Origin of the sequence: Microbacterium sp. cx-59 (assembly GCF_020805625.1) — a bacterium.
Taxonomy (GTDB): domain Bacteria; phylum Actinomycetota; class Actinomycetes; order Actinomycetales; family Microbacteriaceae; genus Microbacterium.
The window spans coordinates 471,742-490,238 of record NZ_JAJHGO010000004.1; the positions used below are offsets into that span (position 1 = coordinate 471,742).

The following is an 18,497-nucleotide window of genomic DNA, read 5'->3' on the forward strand; positions in this document are numbered from 1 at the left end:
GATGGCTCACCTCAAACAGCAGTTCAAGGATGCGCTGAGTTCCATCGAGCCCAGCGATGACAAGACCAACGCGCCAGAAGCGCATCGGCTGGTCCGCGATGCCCTCGAGGCGGACGCCAAGCTCACCGAGTACGGCGTCTCCCCCGTGTTGATCGGTTCATACAAGCGCAACGTGTCGATCAAACGCATCAAAGATGTCGACGTATTCGTGCGCCTCCCTGACATGCCGAGCGACGTCACATCGAAGGACATCCTCGATAAGTTCTTTGCCGTGTTGCACGCGGAATTCGGCACTGACTCCGACGGGCACCGACGCACCAAGCGTCAGGACCGCAGCCTCCAGGTCTCCTTCCCCGAGTACGACCTTTACGTGGACGCCGTCCCGGCCCGTCCCCATTGGGACGGAGAGACATGGGAGATCCCGCAGAAGGGTGACGAGAACGAGTGGGTTCGCACAACCCCCGAGGGTCTAACTTCGCTGTCCAGCGAGATGAACGCGGCTCACGATGGTTACTACGTGCCTACGGTCAAGTTGCTCCGTCAGACCCGGCGGGCCCAACTCGGCAAAAAGAAGCCTGGGGGCTTCTTCTTCGAACTGGCGACCTACCAGGCCTTCGCGTCGGGCGCCGTGTCAGGGAGTGACCAAGCGGAATACTACGTGTCAGCACTCACCGAGGTAAGCAAGATCATCGAGAATTTCGTGACATACGGGATCGGCGTGAACGACCCCACCCTGGCTGGTGCGACGATTCACATACGCGCCTCGGACGAGGAACTCGAAGCGGCGCGAACTCGATTCGCGGATGCAGCCATCTCAGCGGATGATGCCCTGGCAGAGGAGGATGAGGGCAAGGCGGCGCTCGCCTTCCAGAAACTCCTTGGCAAGAACGGCGACGACAAGACGGTGTTCCCGATGCCGCCCGGCTTCAACGAAGACGGCAGCAAGCGCGCGTCCGCAATCCTTGCTGGCGCCCGGGTGGTGCCCGCCGGCACAAGGACTTTCGGGTGAGCCTGACCGAGTACGACGACTACATCGCCTACTCGCGGCAACACTTTGAAGAAGGTCTCATCCGTGGCGGCTTCACCGAAAGCGACGCCGGATGGCGGGGACCCATCTCGCACTCCGGTAGAGCTACGGAAGTGCTCATCACGCTACGATCGCGGTTCCCGTTCCAGCCGCCGCGTGTCGTCCCCATTGAGCTCGATCTTGTGCCCTGGTCCTGGCACCGAGAACTCAACGGCTCACTGTGCCTGATCGCCGAGGACGATCATGACGGACTGTGGTGGACCGAGGCCAGCGAGTTCGTCGAGCACATCACGGCCTGGTTCGAACGAGCAGACGCCGGTTGGCCAGACGATCGTCCCGATCTCGACCTCGACCGGTACTTCGACCTGTCCGAGGACGCTCGTGTCTATCTGTACGATGATCTCGAGCAGCACCGAAACGGCTTTGTGCGCTTCCGTCCCGCGAAGAACGACGTCATGCGAATCGGAACAGGCACGCGACCAGCGAAGGTCTCGAAACACAGCAAAGACCGGTTCGGATACGTTGCCGACCTTGGCGAGGTGGCCGCTCCTCCCCGAACGTGGGAAGACATTTCAGCGCTGATCGATCCCGCAGTGGATCTGGACCGCCGGATTCGCGACCACACAGTGGCAGTCCTCGTTCTCATCTATCGACGTGGTGCTCACAACGGTGCGATCGCTCTGGACGTCTGGCCGACGACCGCCGGTGGGATCGCCGTCAGACGTCTGCGTTCAGGAGCAGATACCAACGCGGCCAGACAGGCTCGGGCAGGCGTCCTTGCCCTCGCGCTCAGTGATCGCCGTGTCGCTGTCGTTGGTGTCGGCGCACTGGGCTCCTTCGTGGCAGACACGCTCGTGCGATCCGGTGTCCGCCATCTGACTCTTGTTGATGGAGACGTCGTGATGCCGGGCAACCTCGTTCGCCATCTCGTTGGCCCCGAAGCCGTCGGGCTGACGAAGGGCAAAGCTGTAAAGGGTCACCTTGTGGCTCGCGCCGACATCCAGGGTTCCGACATCGAAGTCGTTGATGACAACATCAGTTCCGGCGACGCAGCCGTCGAGCTTCTTCAGAATCACGATCTTGTTGTCAATGCGACTGCTGACTTCGCGACCACGGCGCTCCTCCATGTCTCGGCCAAGTCGCTTGGAACACGCGTTCTCTCGGCTGCGCTTCAGAACGATGGTGCCACGTACCGCATCGACGTGTTACCGCCACTCGACGGCGCCACTCCTCACCCGCCCTCGGCGCTCGATGCCGAGCGTTCCACAGCGGATGTGTTCGAAGCTGGATGCGGAAGCCCAATCTCACCAACTCCGCCGTACGCGGTGATTGAAGCGGCTGCAGCAACGGTACGACATGCGCTCGGACTACTGACGAACAGCCCGCTCCATCCGGCGGGAGAGGTGCGAACCATCGCATCAAGCCCACAAGGAGGTGAACTGTGACGCGCTTGCCTGCTCGCATCGAGCTGAGCGGCAATGCTCACGAGACGATCGCCTCCGAGAATGCAAAGCAGCTTCCGCTCGAAGCGGGCGGGGTCCTTCTCGGGTACAGGGAGGGACGCAACATCGTTGTTACCCACGCCCTGACTGTCGACGGGCAGGCCGGCACTAATCGCTACGTTCGAGACGACGTCCGGGCGAACGAGCTCCTTGAAGAATTCCTCGCTGGACGAGCAGATGACGATCCGACAGGCTATATCGGCGAATGGCACAGTCATCCCGCCCCCTCGGGGCCTAGTCCGACGGACGTCGCCGCCATGCGTGCAATCGCGAAAAGCAGCGATGTCCCAGTAGCGCTGCTGGTCTATGCGCCTGGCCGAACCGATCCGTTCATCGGACTGGTCGCCCAACGGCACCGCTTGGGTCGCATCACCAGTACCAAAGCGGAAGTTTCCTTCCCAGCGTCGAGGTTCGCGCCCTTGGGCCCCTTGCCCGATGGAGCCGTGCGCGGAGACGGTCCGGTCTTCATCTCGTACCGACAGTCAGACGGAACGCCCCATGCCGAATCTCTCGAGGGCCTGCTGAGAGCCGCGGGGCTTGTCGTGTGGAGAGATAACAGCGATCTGCGAGCCGGGACGACTATCGACCGGCTCGAACAGGCGCTCACCAAAGGGCTCTCGGCTGGTGTTCTCGTCGTGACCCCGGAGATCGTCTACAGCGAAATCGTTCGCGAACGCGAGTTGCCTCGCCTACTCGAACTCGACAACGATTCGGCATTCAGCCTGTGTATCGCAAATGCGATCCCCCGGGTTGGGAACGGATCGAAGTGCGACTACGACGGACCCGACCGCCTCCTACGACTCTCACCCGCGCGAACGCTCGCAGACAAGAAACAAAGCAACATGCTGGCTCCGACCGGTGAAGTAGAAATCGTGCGTGATCTACTCATGCACCGGGTCGAGCAGCGACGACCGAGAATCCGCGAGGAGGGGCGGCCGTTCAGCATCCGTGTCCAGACCCGCCCCACGCCGTTTGCCCTCGAAGCCGACGAAGACGACCTGCACATCCGCATCAAGTCATCCGACAACGGACGTCTTCCTTCCCGCGATGGGCTTGAACACCTCAAGACGACTCTCCCGCTCACTGGAGACGCCGTGTACGCCTCCGGCGCGAAAACTGCACGGATCTCCGGCGGGGCACACCTCTCGGTTGCCCTTGCTATCGGAGCAGCCCTTCCCGAAACCAAGATCGGCAACGTCGAGGTGCTCGATGCTCGCGATCAGATCTGGACGTCCGTCACCCCCGAAGACGATCCGATAACCACCCAGCTCGACAGCACGCGACTCATAGTTGCAGGGCTACGACAACCTGAGGTCCCAGATCGTGCCGCGATCTTCATCAGTCTGACGCCCGCCCCCGATGAGACAGCCTTTGAACGCCTCTTGCATGATTCAACACAACCGTTCACGACAGCAGCCGTGATCTCAATTGCCGGATCAGATCGGATCGATTCTAGAGAAGCAGGACGGCTCAGCGCTGCCATCGCGCGGCAGATAAAACAACTAGCCGCCACTAACGGACGTGCCGAGGTACATCTTGCATTCCACGGCCCCTATCCGATGGCCATCCTCATCGGCCGCTATCTCAACACCCTCCGCACGGTGGTGTACGAGTGGGAGATCAGCGATACGAGTGATTCGCGCTATTCGCCAGCCCTAATCCTCGAACCTGGAATCGCCGGAGGGCCAATCACAGACGTACTCGTCTTGGAAGAACAAAGCGGGTGCTGAGTCAAGAGCATCCCAACTTTCCCAGTCTCGTCTCGGGCTCCTGACACACCGAGTAGGCCGCGACGATCGAGCCCACTACAAATACGCAGACTGTATTAGCTACGTGGCTAAGAACCCGTCACAAAATCGTGCTGCAGATCGCGGCGCTAGAGCTTGTATATGGGGATGAAGGCCGCGAGCGGCGTGGGGTCACGATTGACATCATAGGCACGGAGCAGTTCAACGTACGGCTTCTTGTCGATCGACCAGTCGTACATCTCGACGTCCTCTGACTCCTGAGCAGCTAGGAACGTCAGATCAGCATACAGGCGGGTGCTCCGGCCGTTCCCATCAGTGAATGGGTGGATCCGCACGCATTCAGCATGCACAGCGACACCGAGTTCACGCGGTGTCCAGTCCTCGGTGTGATCCCATCGATACCGGATGGTTTCGATAGAGATCCGCAACTCGAGCGCGATGTAGGCAGGGTCGACTCCGAGATTGAAGAGATGACGCCGGTGCGTCCCTGCCCAGATCCAGATATCCCCGTACAGTCTTTGGTGCAGTTCTCGCAGGAAGCGGTCTGAGAGCAGCTCGTCGAGCCCGAGTCGGTCTTCGAGAACGTCAGTGATGAGCTGTTCGGTAACCTCGGCTTCGACGGCCTGTTCGAGGTCGTAGACGGCCGCTTTAGTGATCGGTTCTTCAAGGGCTTCGCGAGCCGCCGGAGTCAGGGCATCCAGCTCATCGAACGGGAGCGGAGTCTCGCCGTAACCCGGATCGAGCGTCACTTCTGCGTGTTGCGGGCCACGACGAAGCGCCCGGTCTTTGCAGACCGAACATAGTTTGCCGGCACGGTTCGTCGTTCCAGCGACGCTGACTCACGTGTGGAGCGTACGGCGGCACGCTTTACAGCGTCCTGGTCGATCGCCTTACGCTTCATCACCGTCCTCCTTCATGCATTTCGTGTGGCAGCACTCAACTTTACCGCACCATTCTGGGGCCTTCTAGGCACCGAGAGGCGGGAATCGGTCAGGAATCCACCGCTGGGGCAGTGCGCCTCCCGATTCAATACATGTGGCAGGTATCTGTCACGAGGGAGGCTTGAGGTTGCACGGCCGATCAAACAATCGATCACGCCCGCACGATCAGCTCTTGCCGAGCCCCTGCTCCGCCGTGAGGGAGTTCACCGTCTCATTGCGGCGGATGCGGTTCTCGCGGATGACGGCTGGGGCAGCGTATTCGAGGAGTTCCGAGGCAAGTTGGAGTCCGCCGACCTCGTTGATCACTGTGGCGGACGCACGGCAATATCTCGTACAGAAGGGCGGGGAATACTTACATCAATGAGGCGAGATCCTTGATCGGATGATCACTCGCCCACCCGCTCTCCCGCCGCCCGGAACTCGCCTCCACCTCGACACGCTGAAACGAGGATCTCGATTTCGTGCCAGAGTCCGCTGGACTGACCCGTCATCGCGCGAGCGCCGGAGCCGCTCGGTCACGGTTGACGATGAGGTCGGCGCCCGGGAGTTCTTCGAACTCATGCGGGCGAGTTCGATTCATAAGATCGATCCGTTCATCAGTTTGAGCGATTACGCACTCTCGATCAATGGCCGATTCCTCCGCGGCGTCGACCCAACCTCGACCGCCACCGGATATCGTGCCGGGCTCCAACTCCGGGTCCTGCCTGCCCTCGGGCATCTGCGCATTCACGACATCACGACCGGGCTCGTAGATCGAACCATCGACCTCTGGGAGAGCGAGCACTCTCGCTCCACACTCAAGAGCACGATCGCCGCGCTGACACGGATGCTCGATGAAGCGGTGCGCGATGATCTCATCGCTCGCAATCCCGTACGCGACCGCGCCGGCAGACGCTACCACCAAAACACGGAACTTCAGCGTACGAGACCCGTTCCCTCGCCCGATGAGGTTGCACGGATCGCTGAGACCTGCGCTGCGATCCACCAAAGCTACGGCGACCACATCATGCTCAGCGCATTCCTCGCCGCGCGCAGTTCAGAAGTAGCCGGACTCATCGTCGGCGACGTCGACTGGACGAGCAAGCTAGTCACGATCGAGCGTCAGTGCTTCCCCGGCGCCGGCGGCCTCAGCATCAAGCCGCCAAAGGGGCGTCGAGTTCGCCGCGTTCCGATCATCGAGCCACTTGAGCCAGCGCTGCGCAGACTCACAGTGCAACGGGCACGCAACCTGCCGCTGTTGCGTGGACCGCGCGGCGGCGTCATGACCACCGCAGCGTTGCGTGATGCAACAGGCTGGGATCAGATGGTTGCATCACTCGGGTTTCCGGGGTTGCGCCGTCATGACCTTCGGCACGCGGGTGCAACCTGGTTCGCAAACGCGGGGATCCCGATCCATGTCGTGAGCGACATCCTCGGGCACGCATCCGTCGAGACAACACGTGCATACCTACACACTGACGACAGCGCACTGCAGAACGCCGCAGAACGCATGAACCAGCACCTAAGGAGGCGGCGATGAGTAGCTAGAAATGGTTGAACCCCTTGACCATGTCGAGTCAAGGGGTTCAACGGGTACATATTTGGGTCCAAGACCGGCGATTTACCGATCTCACGACTTCATAAAAATACCTTCTGATCAGGTATTTTACATCTGTCGGGCTGACAGGATTTGAACCTGCGACCCCCTGACCCCCAGTCAGGTGCGCTACCAAGCTGCGCCACAGCCCGTGGCATTCAATTTTCAGTTATTCGGGCCGTCCGGGAAGGGTGAACCCCTTAACCCCCAGTCAAGTGCGCTACCAAGCTGCGCCACATCCCGATGTCGCCCGCACGCGGGCAACTAGACCATCTTAGCCGACCCCGTGACCGCCCGCGAACCGCCGTGCGCTCCGTGTCTGCATCCGCCCGCCGTAGACCGTGTCGGCGGCCACCAGTACCTTCGTGCCATGAGCCCCGTCGCCGTGCTTCCCGCAGGACCCGGCCGTTTCGATGACGTCGAACATGCGCTCACCGGCGGGGGCGACGGCGCATCATGCCAGTGCCAATGGTGGACTCTGACGAACGCCGACTACTCGCGGTCCACCCGCGAGGAGCGTGCCGAGCTGATGCGCGCGGAAACCCTCGCCGCCACGCCACCGGGGCTCGTCGCACAGATCGACGGCGAGACCGCCGGCTGGGTGCGCGTCGGCCCACGCACGCTTCTACCCCGCCTCTCGCGCACCCGAATCTACGCGGCACATTCTTCCGAGCCGTGGGACGACGAGACGGTTTGGGCGGTGAGCTGCTTTTCGGTGCGGCGGGAGTTCCGCCGACAGGGCGTCGCGAGGACCCTCCTTACACACGCCATCGACTTCGCCCGCGGCCACGGCGCTCGGCTCCTCGAGGCCTATCCGGTCGACACCGATGTCACCGACGCCAGCACTAACGAGCTGTACCGAGGCGCGCTTCGCACCTTTCGGGGCGCGGGGTTCGTCGAGACCGCCCGGGCACGCGCCGACCGCCCCATCGTCGCGCTCGCGCTGACCTGAGGCAGGGCGCGCTACCGTGGGGCGGTGGGCACCGCAGCGAAACCCGACTCCCGCGCCGCACTGCCGCAGAACTGGTGGTGGGGCTTCGTCGCCTTCGCCGCGCTCGCCCTCGTGCACGTGACCGCTCTCGCCCTGGATGCGGACGCCGTCGCGGCACCGACGAAACTGGCGCTCATGCCGGTTCTCGCGGTCGCCGCGCCCTGGGCCGGACGGGGGTCCGGATGGGGAACCCCCTTCACCCTGCTCTTCGTGGCCCTCGCCTTCTCCTGGCTCGGCGACGGCGCCGCGACATTCTTCCCCTTCGCACCGACCCTGCCGGTCATGCTGCTCAGCTTCGGTCTCGCGCACCTCGCGTACATCTGGCTCTTCGTGCGTCACCTGCGCGGCACGCGCCAACCCGCGTGGTCGTGGATCTACGCCGCCTGGTGGACCCTCCTCCTCGTCCTCCTGTGGCCGCACCTCGGCGCACTCGCCCTTCCGGTCGCGGCCTACGGCGTCGTGCTCGCCGGCACCGCATTCACGGCCGCGCGCAGCGGCCCCGTGATCGCAGCCGGCGGCGCGTTCTTCCTCGCATCCGACACGGTCCTTGCGTTCCGCCTCTTCCTCCCCGACGCCATGCCCGACTGGACCAGCCCGCTCGTCATGGTCACCTACTGCCTCGGGCAGGCGTTGCTGGTCGTCGGCGTCGTGACCGCCTCACGCGCGCGCGAGGCGGTGGCACGATGACGGATGCGGTCAGCCCCGTGCGCGTGGACTCCTGGCTGTGGGCGGTGCGCGTCTACAAAACACGCTCCGCTGCGACGACCGCGTGCCGCGCCGGGCACGTCCGCATCGGCGGTGACCGCGCGAAGGCCGCACAGCAAGTGCGACCCGGCGACGAGGTGCGCGTGCGCATCGCGGGTTTCGACCGCATCCTCGTCGTCCGCCAGACCATCACGAAGCGCGTCAGTGCCCCGCTCGCCGCGGCCGCCGTCGACGATCAGACGCCTCCCCCGCCTCCCCGGGAATCCGTGCCGTTCGTGCCGACGCGGGACCGGGGCGCCGGACGCCCGACCAAACGCGAACGCCGCGACCTCGATCGGCTCCGGGGGTATACGACCGAGGAGTGACGCCCTCCTCGCCGCCTCGCCGAGCGCGCGTTCTGCGGTGCACCGTCGACGTTCGAACGAATGTCCGAGGTTCGCGCGACAATAGGAACATGTCCGAACAGCGCACGCTGAGCCCCATCGAGGCCGAAGTCGCACTCCTCGATGCGCTGGTTCTGGGGGTCGAGAACGCCCGCTCGACGATCGCCGCGATGCAGGCGCTCGAAGTGACGTTGATGGCGACCGCCGCCGCCATCGCCGAAGATCAGATGTCTCGCGTCACCGACCGATCGACCCGTGACCGTGAGATGCCGATCCGTTCGCTCGCGGCCGAGTTCGCCTCCGCACTCCGCGTGAGTGATCGCACCGTGCAGCGCCAGCTCGTCGAGTCATCGGCGATCGCGCGGCGACTCCCACTGTCGCTGGCCGCTCTCGGCGAAGCACGCATCTCCCGCGCTCACCTGCGGGTGATTGCGGAGGCCGGCATCCACCTCGAGGATGACGAGGCACGTGCCGCGTTCGAGCGAGACGTTCTCGCGGTGGCCGAGCGAGAAACGCCCGGCCGCCTGCGGCCCGTCGCTCGTCGGCTGGCGGAGCGCGCAGAACCACGGTCGCTCACCGAGCGCCACGCCGAGGCCAGCCGGCAACGCGGCGTGTTCGTGCGCGATCTCGACGATGGCATGAGCGAGCTGCTGGCGATTCTGCCGTCGGTTCTCGCGCACGGCGCGCACGACCGGCTCACACAGTTTGCTCGGCAGATCCACGACGCGACTGGCGCAGACGACCGCGACCCGCGCACGATGGACGAGCTCCGCGCCGACCTGCTGAGCGATCTCGTCCTCACGAGCACGCCCGATTCCGTGGGGTCGGGGCCCGGGGAGGGCAGCGGGCTCTCGGCAATCCGCGCCTCGGTTCGGATCACGATCCCGGTGACAAGTCTCGTGGGCGACGACGGACCGGCTGAACTCGACCGCTCCGGACCGATCGACGCGGCGACGGCCCGACTTCTGGCGGGCAGCGCGACCGGGTGGGAACGAATCTTCACCGATCGGATCACCGGATGCGTGCTCGCGGTCGATCGATATCGCCCGACCGAGCAGATGCGGCGCGCGCTCATGGTTCGCGACGGGCATTGTCGTTTTCCCGGATGCCGAATGCCCGCTTCCCGGTGCGACCTCGATCACACCGTGGATCATGCGCTCGGCGGTCCGACCGCGGTCTGCAACCTCGCGCATCTCTGCCGACGACACCACTCGTTGAAGCACGCCACGGCGTGGAGTGTGCGTCAACTCCCGCACGGAGATCTGGAGTGGACGAGCCCCCTCGGACGCCGATACCCCGACACTGCGGAGAACCGCGTCGTGTTCGCCTCGAGCGTCGACCCGCCACCGTCCTGAGCCGGGGTGATGAGGGTGCGAGCCCGGTGGCGGCGATGGGTCTGTGCCCGCCAGGAGGGAGCGGGAGTGCGCCTGCGCGAGAGATGGGCGGAAGCGTGCCCGCGCGGACGGGCGGGAGCGTGGCCGCGGGAGGGACGGGGCGGGAGTGCGCTCGGGTGCCGTCCGCTACTCCGGGAGCAGGTTGAGCAGCCAGCCCGCGCTACGCACGTCCGCGCCGGCCGCAGTGCTGCGCGCCGAAAGCTCGCGATCGCTCGTCACCACGGTCACCCGGTATCCGGATGCGGTCGCCCGCACGACCTGCGCGACGACCTCGTCGTCCCCCGCACCCGGCGCATCGACGGCCCGAACGGCATCGCTGATGCGCTCCGCTCCATCCGTACGAGAACCGCCCGCCTCGGAAGCATCCGCATCAGGCGCGACGCCGTCACTAGGCGCAGCGTCATCGCCACGCGCAGCACCCGCACCACGCGCAGTACCCGCACCTCGCTCAGCGCTCGCGCCCCGCGCGGCACCCTCGCGAACGACCACGAACTCCGGGAACCAGTGCGCCGCATCCAACCCCAACGCCGCTGCCGGAACACCTGCATCGGCCAACAACGCGATGCGCTCGATCAGGCGAGCCGTCGCCCCGGCGCGATCGCGCCACCATCCGTCGGGCACAGATCCCACGACGTTCGCCGCATCCACGATCACCAGGGGACGCACATCGAGCAGGCGCCGCAGACCCACCCACGAACTCGCGAACCCCGGATGCAGCGGATACCCATCGATCTCCGCGACCGGCACCCACGCCAACGCCAGGCTCTCCGGATCGCTGATGACGGGCTCGAACGGCACGACGACATCCGCCACAAGAGTCGTGTACGACCAGTACCCGAGGTCCAGAACACCGAGAAGACGCGGGCGAACAGACCCACCCGGCACCCCGGCCTCTTCGGTCGCCTCACGGATGGCGGCATCCGTCGCCGACTCGCCCTCGTGACGCGCACCGCCGGGCAGCGCCCAGGTGCCGCCGTGATGGCTCCACGCCACACGGTGCTGCAACAGGACACCGAGTTCCGGATCGAGCGCGAGGAGGCCCGCGGCGCCGAACCGACCCCAGTACCGCTCACCCGAAGGCGCCTCCACCCAGGCATCACCCGGATCGCGGGGGCCCTGCGGGCGCCGCGGCTCGCCGGATTCGGGCGGCAGAATCGTCATCGCTCCAGCCTGTCACACCGGCACCACGACGAAACGACACGTGTCATGAACCAAGGGGTTTTCACGGCGATCCAACGCGCACCGGGTGACGCGATCTGGGATCACGCGCGCGCGAGTACGCCCCGAGAACCTCCCGGGCGAGAACGACGCGCACGACTGTACGAGCTCACAAAGGCGCCTCCGCCGCATCCGCACGCGCACTGTGCCGACAGCACATGTCGTGTGCGATCGTCGCACGTACCCCCATATATTGCGTTTCGACGACGCTCCACCGATCCGCAGCGCCGCCTCCCCTCACCGCACCAGGAGCGCGCCATGACCCCCACCTCGACCCCCATCCCCGCCCCGACCAGCCCCACCACCGCAACACCTCGCACCATCGCTGTCGCCGAGACGATCGACGAGTACCTGCGCCGCCAGGACTGGCGCGTGAACGCGAACGCCAACCAGGGCTACTCGCTCGGCGGACTCATCTTGAACGCCTCCGGCAAACTGATCGCCAACTACTGGCTCGACGAGGTCTACTCCCCCGCCGCCGGCGCCGCCCACCGCGACGGCGACCTGCACATCCACGACCTCGACGTCTTCGCCGGCTACTGCGCCGGATGGTCGCTGCGAAACCTCCTCGAGCAGGGCTTCAACGGCATCCCGGGCAAGATCTCCTCCGCGCCAGCCCGCCACTTCTCCAGCGCACTCGGCCAGATCGTGAACTTCCTCGGCACGCTCCAGAACGAGTGGGCCGGCGCGCAGGCCTTCAGCTCCTTCGACACCTACCTCGCCCCATACGTGCGCCTCGACGGCCTGACCCAGACCGACGTACGCCAGGGCATCCAGGAGATGGTCTTCAACCTGAACGTTCCGTCCCGCTGGGGAACGCAGACGCCGTTCACGAACCTCACGTTCGACTGGACCTGCCCCGACGACCTCGCCCCCCAGCATCCGCTCGTCGGCGGGCAGGTCGCCGACTTCACCTACGGCGACCTCGCCCCCGAGATGGCGATGATCAATCGTGCCTTCATCGACGTGATGACCGCCGGCGACAGCGACGGCCGTGCGTTCACGTTCCCCATCCCGACCTACAACATCACCCCCGACTTCGACTGGGACACCCCCGAGGTCGATGCTCTCTTCGCGATGACCGCCAAGTACGGCCTCCCCTACTTCCAGAACTTCCTGAACTCCGACCTCGATCCGCACATGATCCGATCCATGTGCTGCCGCTTGCAGCTCGACCTCACCGAGCTCCTCAAACGCGGCAACGGACTCTTCGGTTCGGCCGAACAGACCGGGTCCATCGGCGTCGTCACCATCAACTGCGCCCGCCTCGGATTCGTGCACGCGGGCGACCGCACCACGCTCCTCGCCCGACTGGACGCACTGCTCGAGATCGCCCGCGACTCTCTCGAAGCCAAACGGGACGTCATCGGCCACCACCTCGCAGGCGGCCTGTTCCCCTACACCCAGCGCTATCTCGGCACCCTCGAGAACCACTTCTCGACGATCGGCGTGAACGGCCTCAACGAGCTCGTCCGCAACTTCACCCACGGCCAGGACGACGTCACCACCGCATCCGGCATCGCTCTCGCCGGCACGATCCTCGATCACGTGCGCGATCGGATGGTGGAGTTCCAAGAGCAGACCGGCCACATGTACAACCTCGAGGCGACCCCCGCCGAGAGCGCGACCTACCGGTTCGCGAAATCGGATGGCGAGCACTTCGGTCCCGCGGCGATCCTGCAGGCCGGAACGGCCACGAACCCGTATTACACGAACTCCTCGCAGCTTCCCGTCGGATTCACCGACGACGCCTTCGAGGCCATGACGCTGCAGGAAGAGCTCCAGCAGAAGTACACCGGCGGCACCGTTCTCCACCTCTACATGGGCGAAGCCGCCCCGTCAGCCGCGGCGTGCCGCGCGCTGGTGCGCCGCGCGCTCGAGCAGTTCCGCATCCCGTACATCACGGTCACCCCGACCTTCTCCATCTGCCCCGCCCACGGGTACCGATCCGGCGAGCACGAACTCTGCCCCGACTGCGGCGCGACCTGCGAGGTGTGGACCCGGGTGATGGGCTACTTCCGCCCAATCTCGTCGTTCAACATCGGCAAGCAGGGCGAGGCGGCCGAGCGGGTTCCGTTCTCGTTCCGCGCGGCCGAGGCGTACCTCGTGCCGGATGCGGTCTGAGCGCCGCCGTGTCTGCCGCACACCTCCCCGCGACCGGAGTACCCCGGGCGGTCGGCCTCCGCATCGCGGGACTCACCCGGCTCTCGACCGTCGATCGGCCGGGCATGCTCGTCGCGACCGTCTTTCTGCAGGGGTGCCCCTGGGACTGCGTGTACTGCCACAATCCCGACCTGATCGACCCCCGCACCCCGGGGGCGCTGACGTGGCCGGACGTCCTGACCTTCCTCGGCACCCGCACCGGCCTGCTCGACGGCGTCGTCTTCTCGGGCGGCGAACCGACGATGCAGCGCGGTCTGGGCGCCGCGATCGACGACGTCCGGCGCCTTGGATTCTCCGTCGGGCTCCACACCGGGGGTCCGTATCCGGCGCTGCTCGCCCGCATCCTGCCGAAGGTGGACTGGATCGGAATCGACGTCAAGGCACGATTCGCCGAGTACGGTCAGGTCACCGGGCGCCCCTCGAGCGGGCGGGCAGCCGAACGCTCGCTCGAACTCGTGATCGCGAATCACCTCGTGCGGCGCGACACGCCGCGTCCCCTCGGGTACGAGGTGCGCACCACCGCGCATCCGGACCTCACCGACGACACCGGGCTCGCCGCGCTCGGCCACGACCTCGCCGAGCGGGGCGTCGAGACGTGGGCGCTGCAGCGCTACCGGCCGACGGGCGCCCGCTCGGGGACACCCGTCCGCTCGGCGCTGCAGTTCGACGAACTTCCGCGGGAGCGGTTCACCGAAGTCATCGTCCGGTGAACCCGGCTCAGCGCTGCTTCTTCTCGCGCACTCGCATATTCACCAGGATCGGGGTTCCCTCGAAGCCCCAGATCTCACGGAGACGACGCTGGATGAACCGGCGGTAGCCAGGGTCCAGGAAGCCGGTCGTGAACAGCACGAAAGTCGGCGGGCGGGTGCTCGCCTGCGTGCCGAACAGGATGCGGGGCTGCTTGCCCCCACGAAGCGGATGCGGGTGCTCGGCCACGAGTTCGGAGAGGAACGCGTTGAACTTGCCGGTCGAGATGCGCTGATCCCAGGAGGCGAGCGCGGTCTCGAGCGCGGGCACGAGGCGGTCGAAGTGCCGACCGGTGCGGGCGGAGATGTTGACCCGCGGCGCCCACGCGACGTGCGCGAGGTCCTGCTCGATCTCACGCTCGAGGTACCGACGTCGGTCGATTCCCTCCATGTCGTCGTCGTTCAGCCGGTCCCACTTGTTGAAGGCGAGCACCAGGGCGCGACCGGATTCGAGCACCAGGTCGATGATGCGCACGTCCTGCTCGCTGAGCGGCTGCGAGACGTCCAGAACGACGACGGCGACCTCCGCTTTTTCGAGCGCGGCCGAGGTGCGCAGCGACGCGTAGAAGTCCGCACCCTGCTGCAGGTGCACGCGGCGACGGATGCCGGCGGTGTCCACCAGGCGCCACAGCTTGCCGCCGAGCTCGACGACCTCGTCCACCGGGTCGCGGGTCGTGCCGGCGAGCTCGTTGACGACAACGCGCTCCTCACCGGCCGCCTTGTTCAGCAGCGACGACTTGCCGACGTTCGGGCGGCCGAGGATCGCGACGCGACGCGGGCCGCCGATCTCCTGCTTGCCGACGGCCGAGACCTCCGGCATCACCTTCATGAGCTCGTCGAGCATGTCGGCGACGCCACGACCGTGAATGGCCGACACCGGATACGGCACCCCGAGGCCGAGGTTCCAGAGCGCGGCCGCCTCCGGCTCCTGGCGGGCGTCGTCGATCTTGTTCGCGACGACCATGACCGGCTTGCCGCTGCGGCGGAGCAGCTTCACGACGTGCTCGTCGGTCGCGGTCACCCCGACCATCGCGTCGACGACGAACATGACGACGTCGGCGAGGTCGATCGCGATCTCGGCCTGCAGCGCGACCGAACGGTCGATACCGCGGGCATCCGGCTCCCACCCGCCGGTGTCGACCAGCGAGAAGCGACGGTCGAGCCACTCGGCCTTGTAGATCACGCGGTCACGGGTGACACCGGGAGTGTCTTCCACGACGGCCTCACGACGGCCGAGGATCCGGTTCACGAGCGCGGACTTGCCGACGTTCGGGCGGCCCACGATGGCGACGACCGGAAGAGCCGCGGAGTACTCGATCCCGTCGCCCTCGCCGAGAAGGCCCGCGAGAACGTCGGCATCCTCGTCATCGAGGTCGTAGTCCGACAGCCCCTCGCGGAGCGCCGACGCACGCTGTTCGGCCAGCGTCTCATCGATGTCCGCCAACCGCTCCTCGAGCTGATCGGGCCCTGCTTCGTATTCGTCTTCAGCGCGCATTCTGCACCTCCTGCATCTTCGCGACGACAGCGAGAAGCGCCGTCACCGATCCTTCGAAATCGAGTTCGGTCGTGTCCACGACCTCCACGCCCGGCGCCGCCGACATGAAATCCACGACGGCGGAATCCGATGCGTCGCGGCGGTGCAGCGCATCGGCGACGGCAGCGGCGTCCGCATCCGTCATCTCCGCCGAACGGCGGGCCGCGCGCACCTCGGGAGACGCGGTGAGCAGCACCCGGACGGGGGCGTCGGGCGCCACCACGGTCGTGATGTCGCGGCCTTCCACCACCACGCCGGCGCGGTCGGAGTCCGCGATCAACGCGCGGAACCGATCGTTCACGGCGTGCCGCACGACCGAGACCCGGGCGACGCCGCTGACCGCGTCGGCCACGCGGGGTTCACGGATGGCAGAGGTCACATCGACCTCGCCGACACGCACCCAGTAGTCGTCGGGATCGAGCGAGATCGCGGCGTCGAAATCGCCGAGCACCTCGACGACCGCGGTGGAGTCCGAGGTGTCGACACCGTGATCGAGCGCATGCCAGGCGAGCGCGCGATACACAGCACCGGTGTCGAGATAGCCGAACCGGAGGCGGCGGGCGGCCTCTTTCGACACCGACGACTTTCCGCTGCCGGCGGGACCATCCACCGCGACGATGAAGACGTCCTCATTCATGGGAACTGCTCGCAATCTTCCATCCGCGCTCTTCCAGGCCCGCGGCGGCGGGTCCGGCGGCGCTGGGTACGACACTGATCTCGGCGAGACCGAACTGGGCGCCCGGCGAATGCTCGAGGCGCAGGTCTTCGACGTTGACACCGAGCTCACCGAGCTCACCGAAGAGCCGGCCGAGCTGGCCGGGGGTGTCATCGACCATGACGACGACCGTTTCGAAGCGGCGGTTCTGACCGTGCTTGCCGGGGAGACGTTCGACACCCTGGTTGCCGCGTCGGATCGTGTCGGCCACGGCCCGTCGCGCACCCGGCGCCGTCGGCGCCCGCAGCGCGTCGGCGACGTCGGTGAGGTCACCGGCGAGCGCGTCGAGCACCTCGACGACCGGACCGGAGTTCGCCCCGAGGATCTGCACCCAGAGTTCGGGCGCTGAAGCAGCGATCCGTGTGGTGTCGCGCACGCCCTGCCCGGCGAGGCGGAGCGAGCCGTCTGGTGCGGAGACGAAACGGCCGGCGAGCAGGCTCGCGACGAGCTGGGGAACGTGCGACACGAGGGCGACCGAACGGTCGTGCTCCTCGGGAGTCATCTCGAGCGGCGTCGCCCCCAGATCCAGCGCGAGCCCCTCGACGAGCGCGAGATCGGATGCGGTGGTCTCACCGTCACGGCAGACGACCCACGGGCGTCCGATGAACAGGTCGGCGCGCGCGGCGATGGCCCCGCCGCGTTCGCGCCCGGCGAGCGGGTGCGAACCGATGTAGCGGCGGAGGTCGACGCCGCGCGAGCGGAGCTCGTGGAGGGGGGCGATCTTCACGCTCGCGACATCGGTGACGACGGCCCCCGGGAAAGCGGCCAGTTCGCGCTCGACGACATCGGCGGTCACATCGGGCGGCACGGCGACCACGACGAGCGCCGGGAGGTCGGCGGCGGATGCGGCGCGCCCCGCCCCGTAGTCGATCGCGAGCTGCAGTTGCGCGGGCGACGTGTCGGCCAACGCGACGTCGACGCCGAGAGCGGTCAGCGCGTGGCCGATGCTCGCCCCGAGGAGACCGGCACCGACGACGCGCACAAGGCCCGCCGTCCGCGGCGCGACGCGCGCGGGCACGCCTGCTGCGATGGTGTCGCTCACTCGTTCTCCTGCTCTTCGGGCGGCACCTCGCCGGCACCGCGGCGCGCGAGCGTGAGAAGCGCACCCCGCTCTATCGTAGTCAACTCCCGTGCGCGGCCCGCCGCGAGGGGTCCGAGGTGCAGCGGACCGAACTGGCGGCGCACGAGCTCGCGCACCGGGTGGCCGACCTCGGCCAGCATCCGTCGCACGATCCGGTTGCGTCCGGAGTGCAGCGTGAGCTCGACGAGGCTGGTCTCCCCCGACGTGTCGAGCAGGCGCGCCTTGTCGGCCGCGATCGGTCCGTCCTCCAGCTCGACCCCGCGGGTCAGACGCGCGATGGTCTGCGGCAGCACGCGTCCCTCGACCTTCGCGATGTAGACCTTGGTGACACCGAACGAGGGGTGCGCGAGCACGTGCGCGAGTCCGCCGTCGTTCGTGAGGATCAGCAGACCGCTCGTCTCCGCATCCAGACGCCCGACGTTGTAGAGGCGCTCCTCCCATTCCGCCGTGAACTGACGGAGGTCGGGGCGGCCCCGGTCATCCCGCATCGAGCTGACCACGCCGGTCGGCTTGTTCAGCATGACGTAGCGCTTGGACTGGTCGAGCTGGATGGCGACGCCATCGACGTCGACGAGATCGGTCTCCGGGTCGATCCGGCTGCCGAGTTCGGTGACGGTTTCGCCGTTGACGCGCACGCGGCCCTCGACGATCAGGTTCTCCGCGACCCGGCGGGAGGCGACGCCCGCGTTCGCCAATACCTTCTGCAGGCGAACGCCCTCGGTATCGAGCGTGCTGTCGTCGTTCATGGTGTGTCCTTCCGCGGAGAGCGCGTC

17 protein-coding genes and 1 tRNA gene are annotated in these 18,497 nt (G+C 66.5%); 10 read left to right on the plus strand and 8 right to left on the minus strand.

Annotated features, from left to right (window positions below; translation table 11 throughout):
* The first annotated feature begins 1 nt into the window (after position 1).
* Genes LMI96_RS05695 through LMI96_RS05705 form a run of 3 tightly spaced genes read left to right on the plus strand, consistent with a single transcriptional unit; the run spans position 2 to position 4,259 of the window.
* Positions 2-1,009: a nucleotidyltransferase gene (locus tag LMI96_RS05695; RefSeq protein ID WP_228360782.1), complete on the plus strand. Its 1,008-nt coding sequence runs from the start codon at positions 2-4 to the stop codon at positions 1,007-1,009.
* Positions 1,006-2,472: a ThiF family adenylyltransferase gene (locus tag LMI96_RS05700; protein WP_228360783.1), complete on the plus strand. Its 1,467-nt coding sequence runs from the start codon at positions 1,006-1,008 to the stop codon at positions 2,470-2,472. The genes LMI96_RS05695 and LMI96_RS05700 overlap by 4 nt, the downstream gene beginning before the upstream one ends.
* Entirely contained in the window at positions 2,469-4,259 is a 1,791-nt protein-coding gene (locus LMI96_RS05705) for an SAVED domain-containing protein (protein ID WP_223721586.1), read from the plus strand. Before LMI96_RS05700 ends, LMI96_RS05705 begins: the two co-directional genes overlap by 4 nt.
* Positions 4,260-4,405: 146 nt before the next feature.
* Here LMI96_RS05705 and LMI96_RS05710 read toward each other — a convergent pair whose 3' ends face one another.
* Together LMI96_RS05710 and LMI96_RS05715 are read right to left on the minus strand one after the other, a co-directional pair.
* Entirely contained in the window at positions 4,406-5,026 is a 621-nt protein-coding gene (locus LMI96_RS05710; RefSeq protein WP_228360784.1) for a Fic family protein, read from the minus strand.
* 357 nt (positions 5,027-5,383) lie between these two features.
* Complete coding sequence (locus LMI96_RS05715; RefSeq protein ID WP_223721588.1) at positions 5,384-5,524, minus strand: hypothetical protein; 141 nt, start codon at positions 5,522-5,524, stop codon at positions 5,384-5,386.
* A 76-nt stretch (positions 5,525-5,600) separates the two neighbouring features.
* Here LMI96_RS05715 and LMI96_RS05720 point away from each other — a divergent pair, with 76 nt between their 5' ends.
* A complete protein-coding gene (locus tag LMI96_RS05720; protein ID WP_223721589.1) occupies positions 5,601-6,737 on the plus strand; it encodes a site-specific integrase in 1,137 nt (378 codons plus the stop codon).
* 135 nt (positions 6,738-6,872) lie between these two features.
* Here LMI96_RS05720 and LMI96_RS05725 read toward each other — a convergent pair.
* Positions 6,873-6,946, minus strand: a tRNA-Pro gene (locus tag LMI96_RS05725).
* A 218-nt stretch (positions 6,947-7,164) separates the two neighbouring features.
* On the opposite strand from LMI96_RS05725, the gene LMI96_RS05730 reads away from it, so the two are divergent.
* The 4 genes from LMI96_RS05730 to LMI96_RS05745 all read left to right on the plus strand — a co-directional run bounded on the left by LMI96_RS05730 (position 7,165) and on the right by LMI96_RS05745 (position 10,228).
* The gene (locus LMI96_RS05730) at positions 7,165-7,746 is read left to right on the plus strand and encodes a GNAT family N-acetyltransferase (RefSeq protein WP_223721590.1); all 582 of its coding nucleotides are present in this window, start codon (positions 7,165-7,167) and stop codon (positions 7,744-7,746) included.
* A 24-nt stretch (positions 7,747-7,770) separates the two neighbouring features.
* On the plus strand, positions 7,771-8,472 hold the full coding sequence (locus LMI96_RS05735; protein WP_223721591.1) for a lysoplasmalogenase family protein: 702 nt from the start codon (positions 7,771-7,773) through the stop codon (positions 8,470-8,472).
* Positions 8,469-8,855 (plus strand): RNA-binding S4 domain-containing protein, encoded by a 387-nt coding sequence (locus LMI96_RS05740; protein WP_223721592.1) that lies wholly within the window; start codon positions 8,469-8,471, stop codon positions 8,853-8,855. Before LMI96_RS05735 ends, LMI96_RS05740 begins: the two co-directional genes overlap by 4 nt.
* A gap of 89 nt (positions 8,856-8,944) precedes the next feature.
* On the plus strand, positions 8,945-10,228 hold the full coding sequence (locus LMI96_RS05745) for an HNH endonuclease signature motif containing protein (protein WP_223721593.1): 1,284 nt from the start codon (positions 8,945-8,947) through the stop codon (positions 10,226-10,228).
* A gap of 165 nt (positions 10,229-10,393) precedes the next feature.
* Here the strand turns inward: LMI96_RS05745 and LMI96_RS05750 are convergent, their stop codons facing one another.
* Complete coding sequence (locus LMI96_RS05750) at positions 10,394-11,428, minus strand: NUDIX domain-containing protein (RefSeq protein WP_228360785.1); 1,035 nt, start codon at positions 11,426-11,428, stop codon at positions 10,394-10,396.
* A 315-nt stretch (positions 11,429-11,743) separates the two neighbouring features.
* Here LMI96_RS05750 and LMI96_RS05755 point away from each other — a divergent pair, with 315 nt between their 5' ends.
* Together LMI96_RS05755 and LMI96_RS05760 are read left to right on the plus strand one after the other, a co-directional pair.
* Entirely contained in the window at positions 11,744-13,609 is a 1,866-nt protein-coding gene (locus LMI96_RS05755; RefSeq protein WP_228360786.1) for a ribonucleoside triphosphate reductase, read from the plus strand.
* 8 nt (positions 13,610-13,617) lie between these two features.
* Positions 13,618-14,358 carry an anaerobic ribonucleoside-triphosphate reductase activating protein gene (locus LMI96_RS05760; protein WP_223721596.1) on the plus strand — a complete coding sequence of 247 codons (741 nt, stop codon included), beginning with the start codon at positions 13,618-13,620 and terminating at the stop codon, positions 14,356-14,358.
* 7 nt (positions 14,359-14,365) lie between these two features.
* Here LMI96_RS05760 and der read toward each other — a convergent pair whose 3' ends face one another.
* Genes der through LMI96_RS05780 form a run of 4 tightly spaced genes read right to left on the minus strand, consistent with a single transcriptional unit; the run spans position 14,366 to position 18,470 of the window.
* The gene (gene der, locus LMI96_RS05765) at positions 14,366-15,889 is read right to left on the minus strand and encodes a ribosome biogenesis GTPase Der (protein WP_223721597.1); all 1,524 of its coding nucleotides are present in this window, start codon (positions 15,887-15,889) and stop codon (positions 14,366-14,368) included.
* Entirely contained in the window at positions 15,879-16,565 is a 687-nt protein-coding gene (gene cmk / locus LMI96_RS05770; RefSeq protein ID WP_223721598.1) for a (d)CMP kinase, read from the minus strand. Before cmk ends, der begins: the two co-directional genes overlap by 11 nt.
* Positions 16,558-17,685, minus strand: a complete 1,128-nt coding sequence (locus tag LMI96_RS05775) for a prephenate dehydrogenase (RefSeq protein WP_223721599.1) — start codon at positions 17,683-17,685, stop codon at positions 16,558-16,560. The genes cmk and LMI96_RS05775 overlap by 8 nt, the downstream gene beginning before the upstream one ends.
* The gene (locus tag LMI96_RS05780) at positions 17,682-18,470 is read right to left on the minus strand and encodes a pseudouridine synthase (protein ID WP_223721600.1); all 789 of its coding nucleotides are present in this window, start codon (positions 18,468-18,470) and stop codon (positions 17,682-17,684) included. Before LMI96_RS05780 ends, LMI96_RS05775 begins: the two co-directional genes overlap by 4 nt.
* Positions 18,471-18,497: the final 27 nt, after the last annotated feature.

Coding starts and splice junctions, on each gene's coding strand:
- LMI96_RS05730 (WP_223721590.1), top strand. CDS start 7,165: ATGAGCCCCGTCGCCGTGCTTCCCGCAGGACCCGGCCGTTTCGATGAC.
- LMI96_RS05750 (WP_228360785.1), bottom strand. CDS start 11,428: ATGACGATTCTGCCGCCCGAATCCGGCGAGCCGCGGCGCCCGCAGGGC.
- LMI96_RS05755 (WP_228360786.1), top strand. CDS start 11,744: ATGACCCCCACCTCGACCCCCATCCCCGCCCCGACCAGCCCCACCACC.
- LMI96_RS05780 (WP_223721600.1), bottom strand. CDS start 18,470: ATGAACGACGACAGCACGCTCGATACCGAGGGCGTTCGCCTGCAGAAG.
- cmk (WP_223721598.1), bottom strand. CDS start 16,565: ATGAATGAGGACGTCTTCATCGTCGCGGTGGATGGTCCCGCCGGCAGC.
- der (WP_223721597.1), bottom strand. CDS start 15,889: ATGCGCGCTGAAGACGAATACGAAGCAGGGCCCGATCAGCTCGAGGAG.
- LMI96_RS05720 (WP_223721589.1), top strand. CDS start 5,601: ATGATCACTCGCCCACCCGCTCTCCCGCCGCCCGGAACTCGCCTCCAC.
- LMI96_RS05695 (WP_228360782.1), top strand. CDS start 2: ATGGCTCACCTCAAACAGCAGTTCAAGGATGCGCTGAGTTCCATCGAG.
- LMI96_RS05740 (WP_223721592.1), top strand. CDS start 8,469: ATGACGGATGCGGTCAGCCCCGTGCGCGTGGACTCCTGGCTGTGGGCG.
- LMI96_RS05745 (WP_223721593.1), top strand. CDS start 8,945: ATGTCCGAACAGCGCACGCTGAGCCCCATCGAGGCCGAAGTCGCACTC.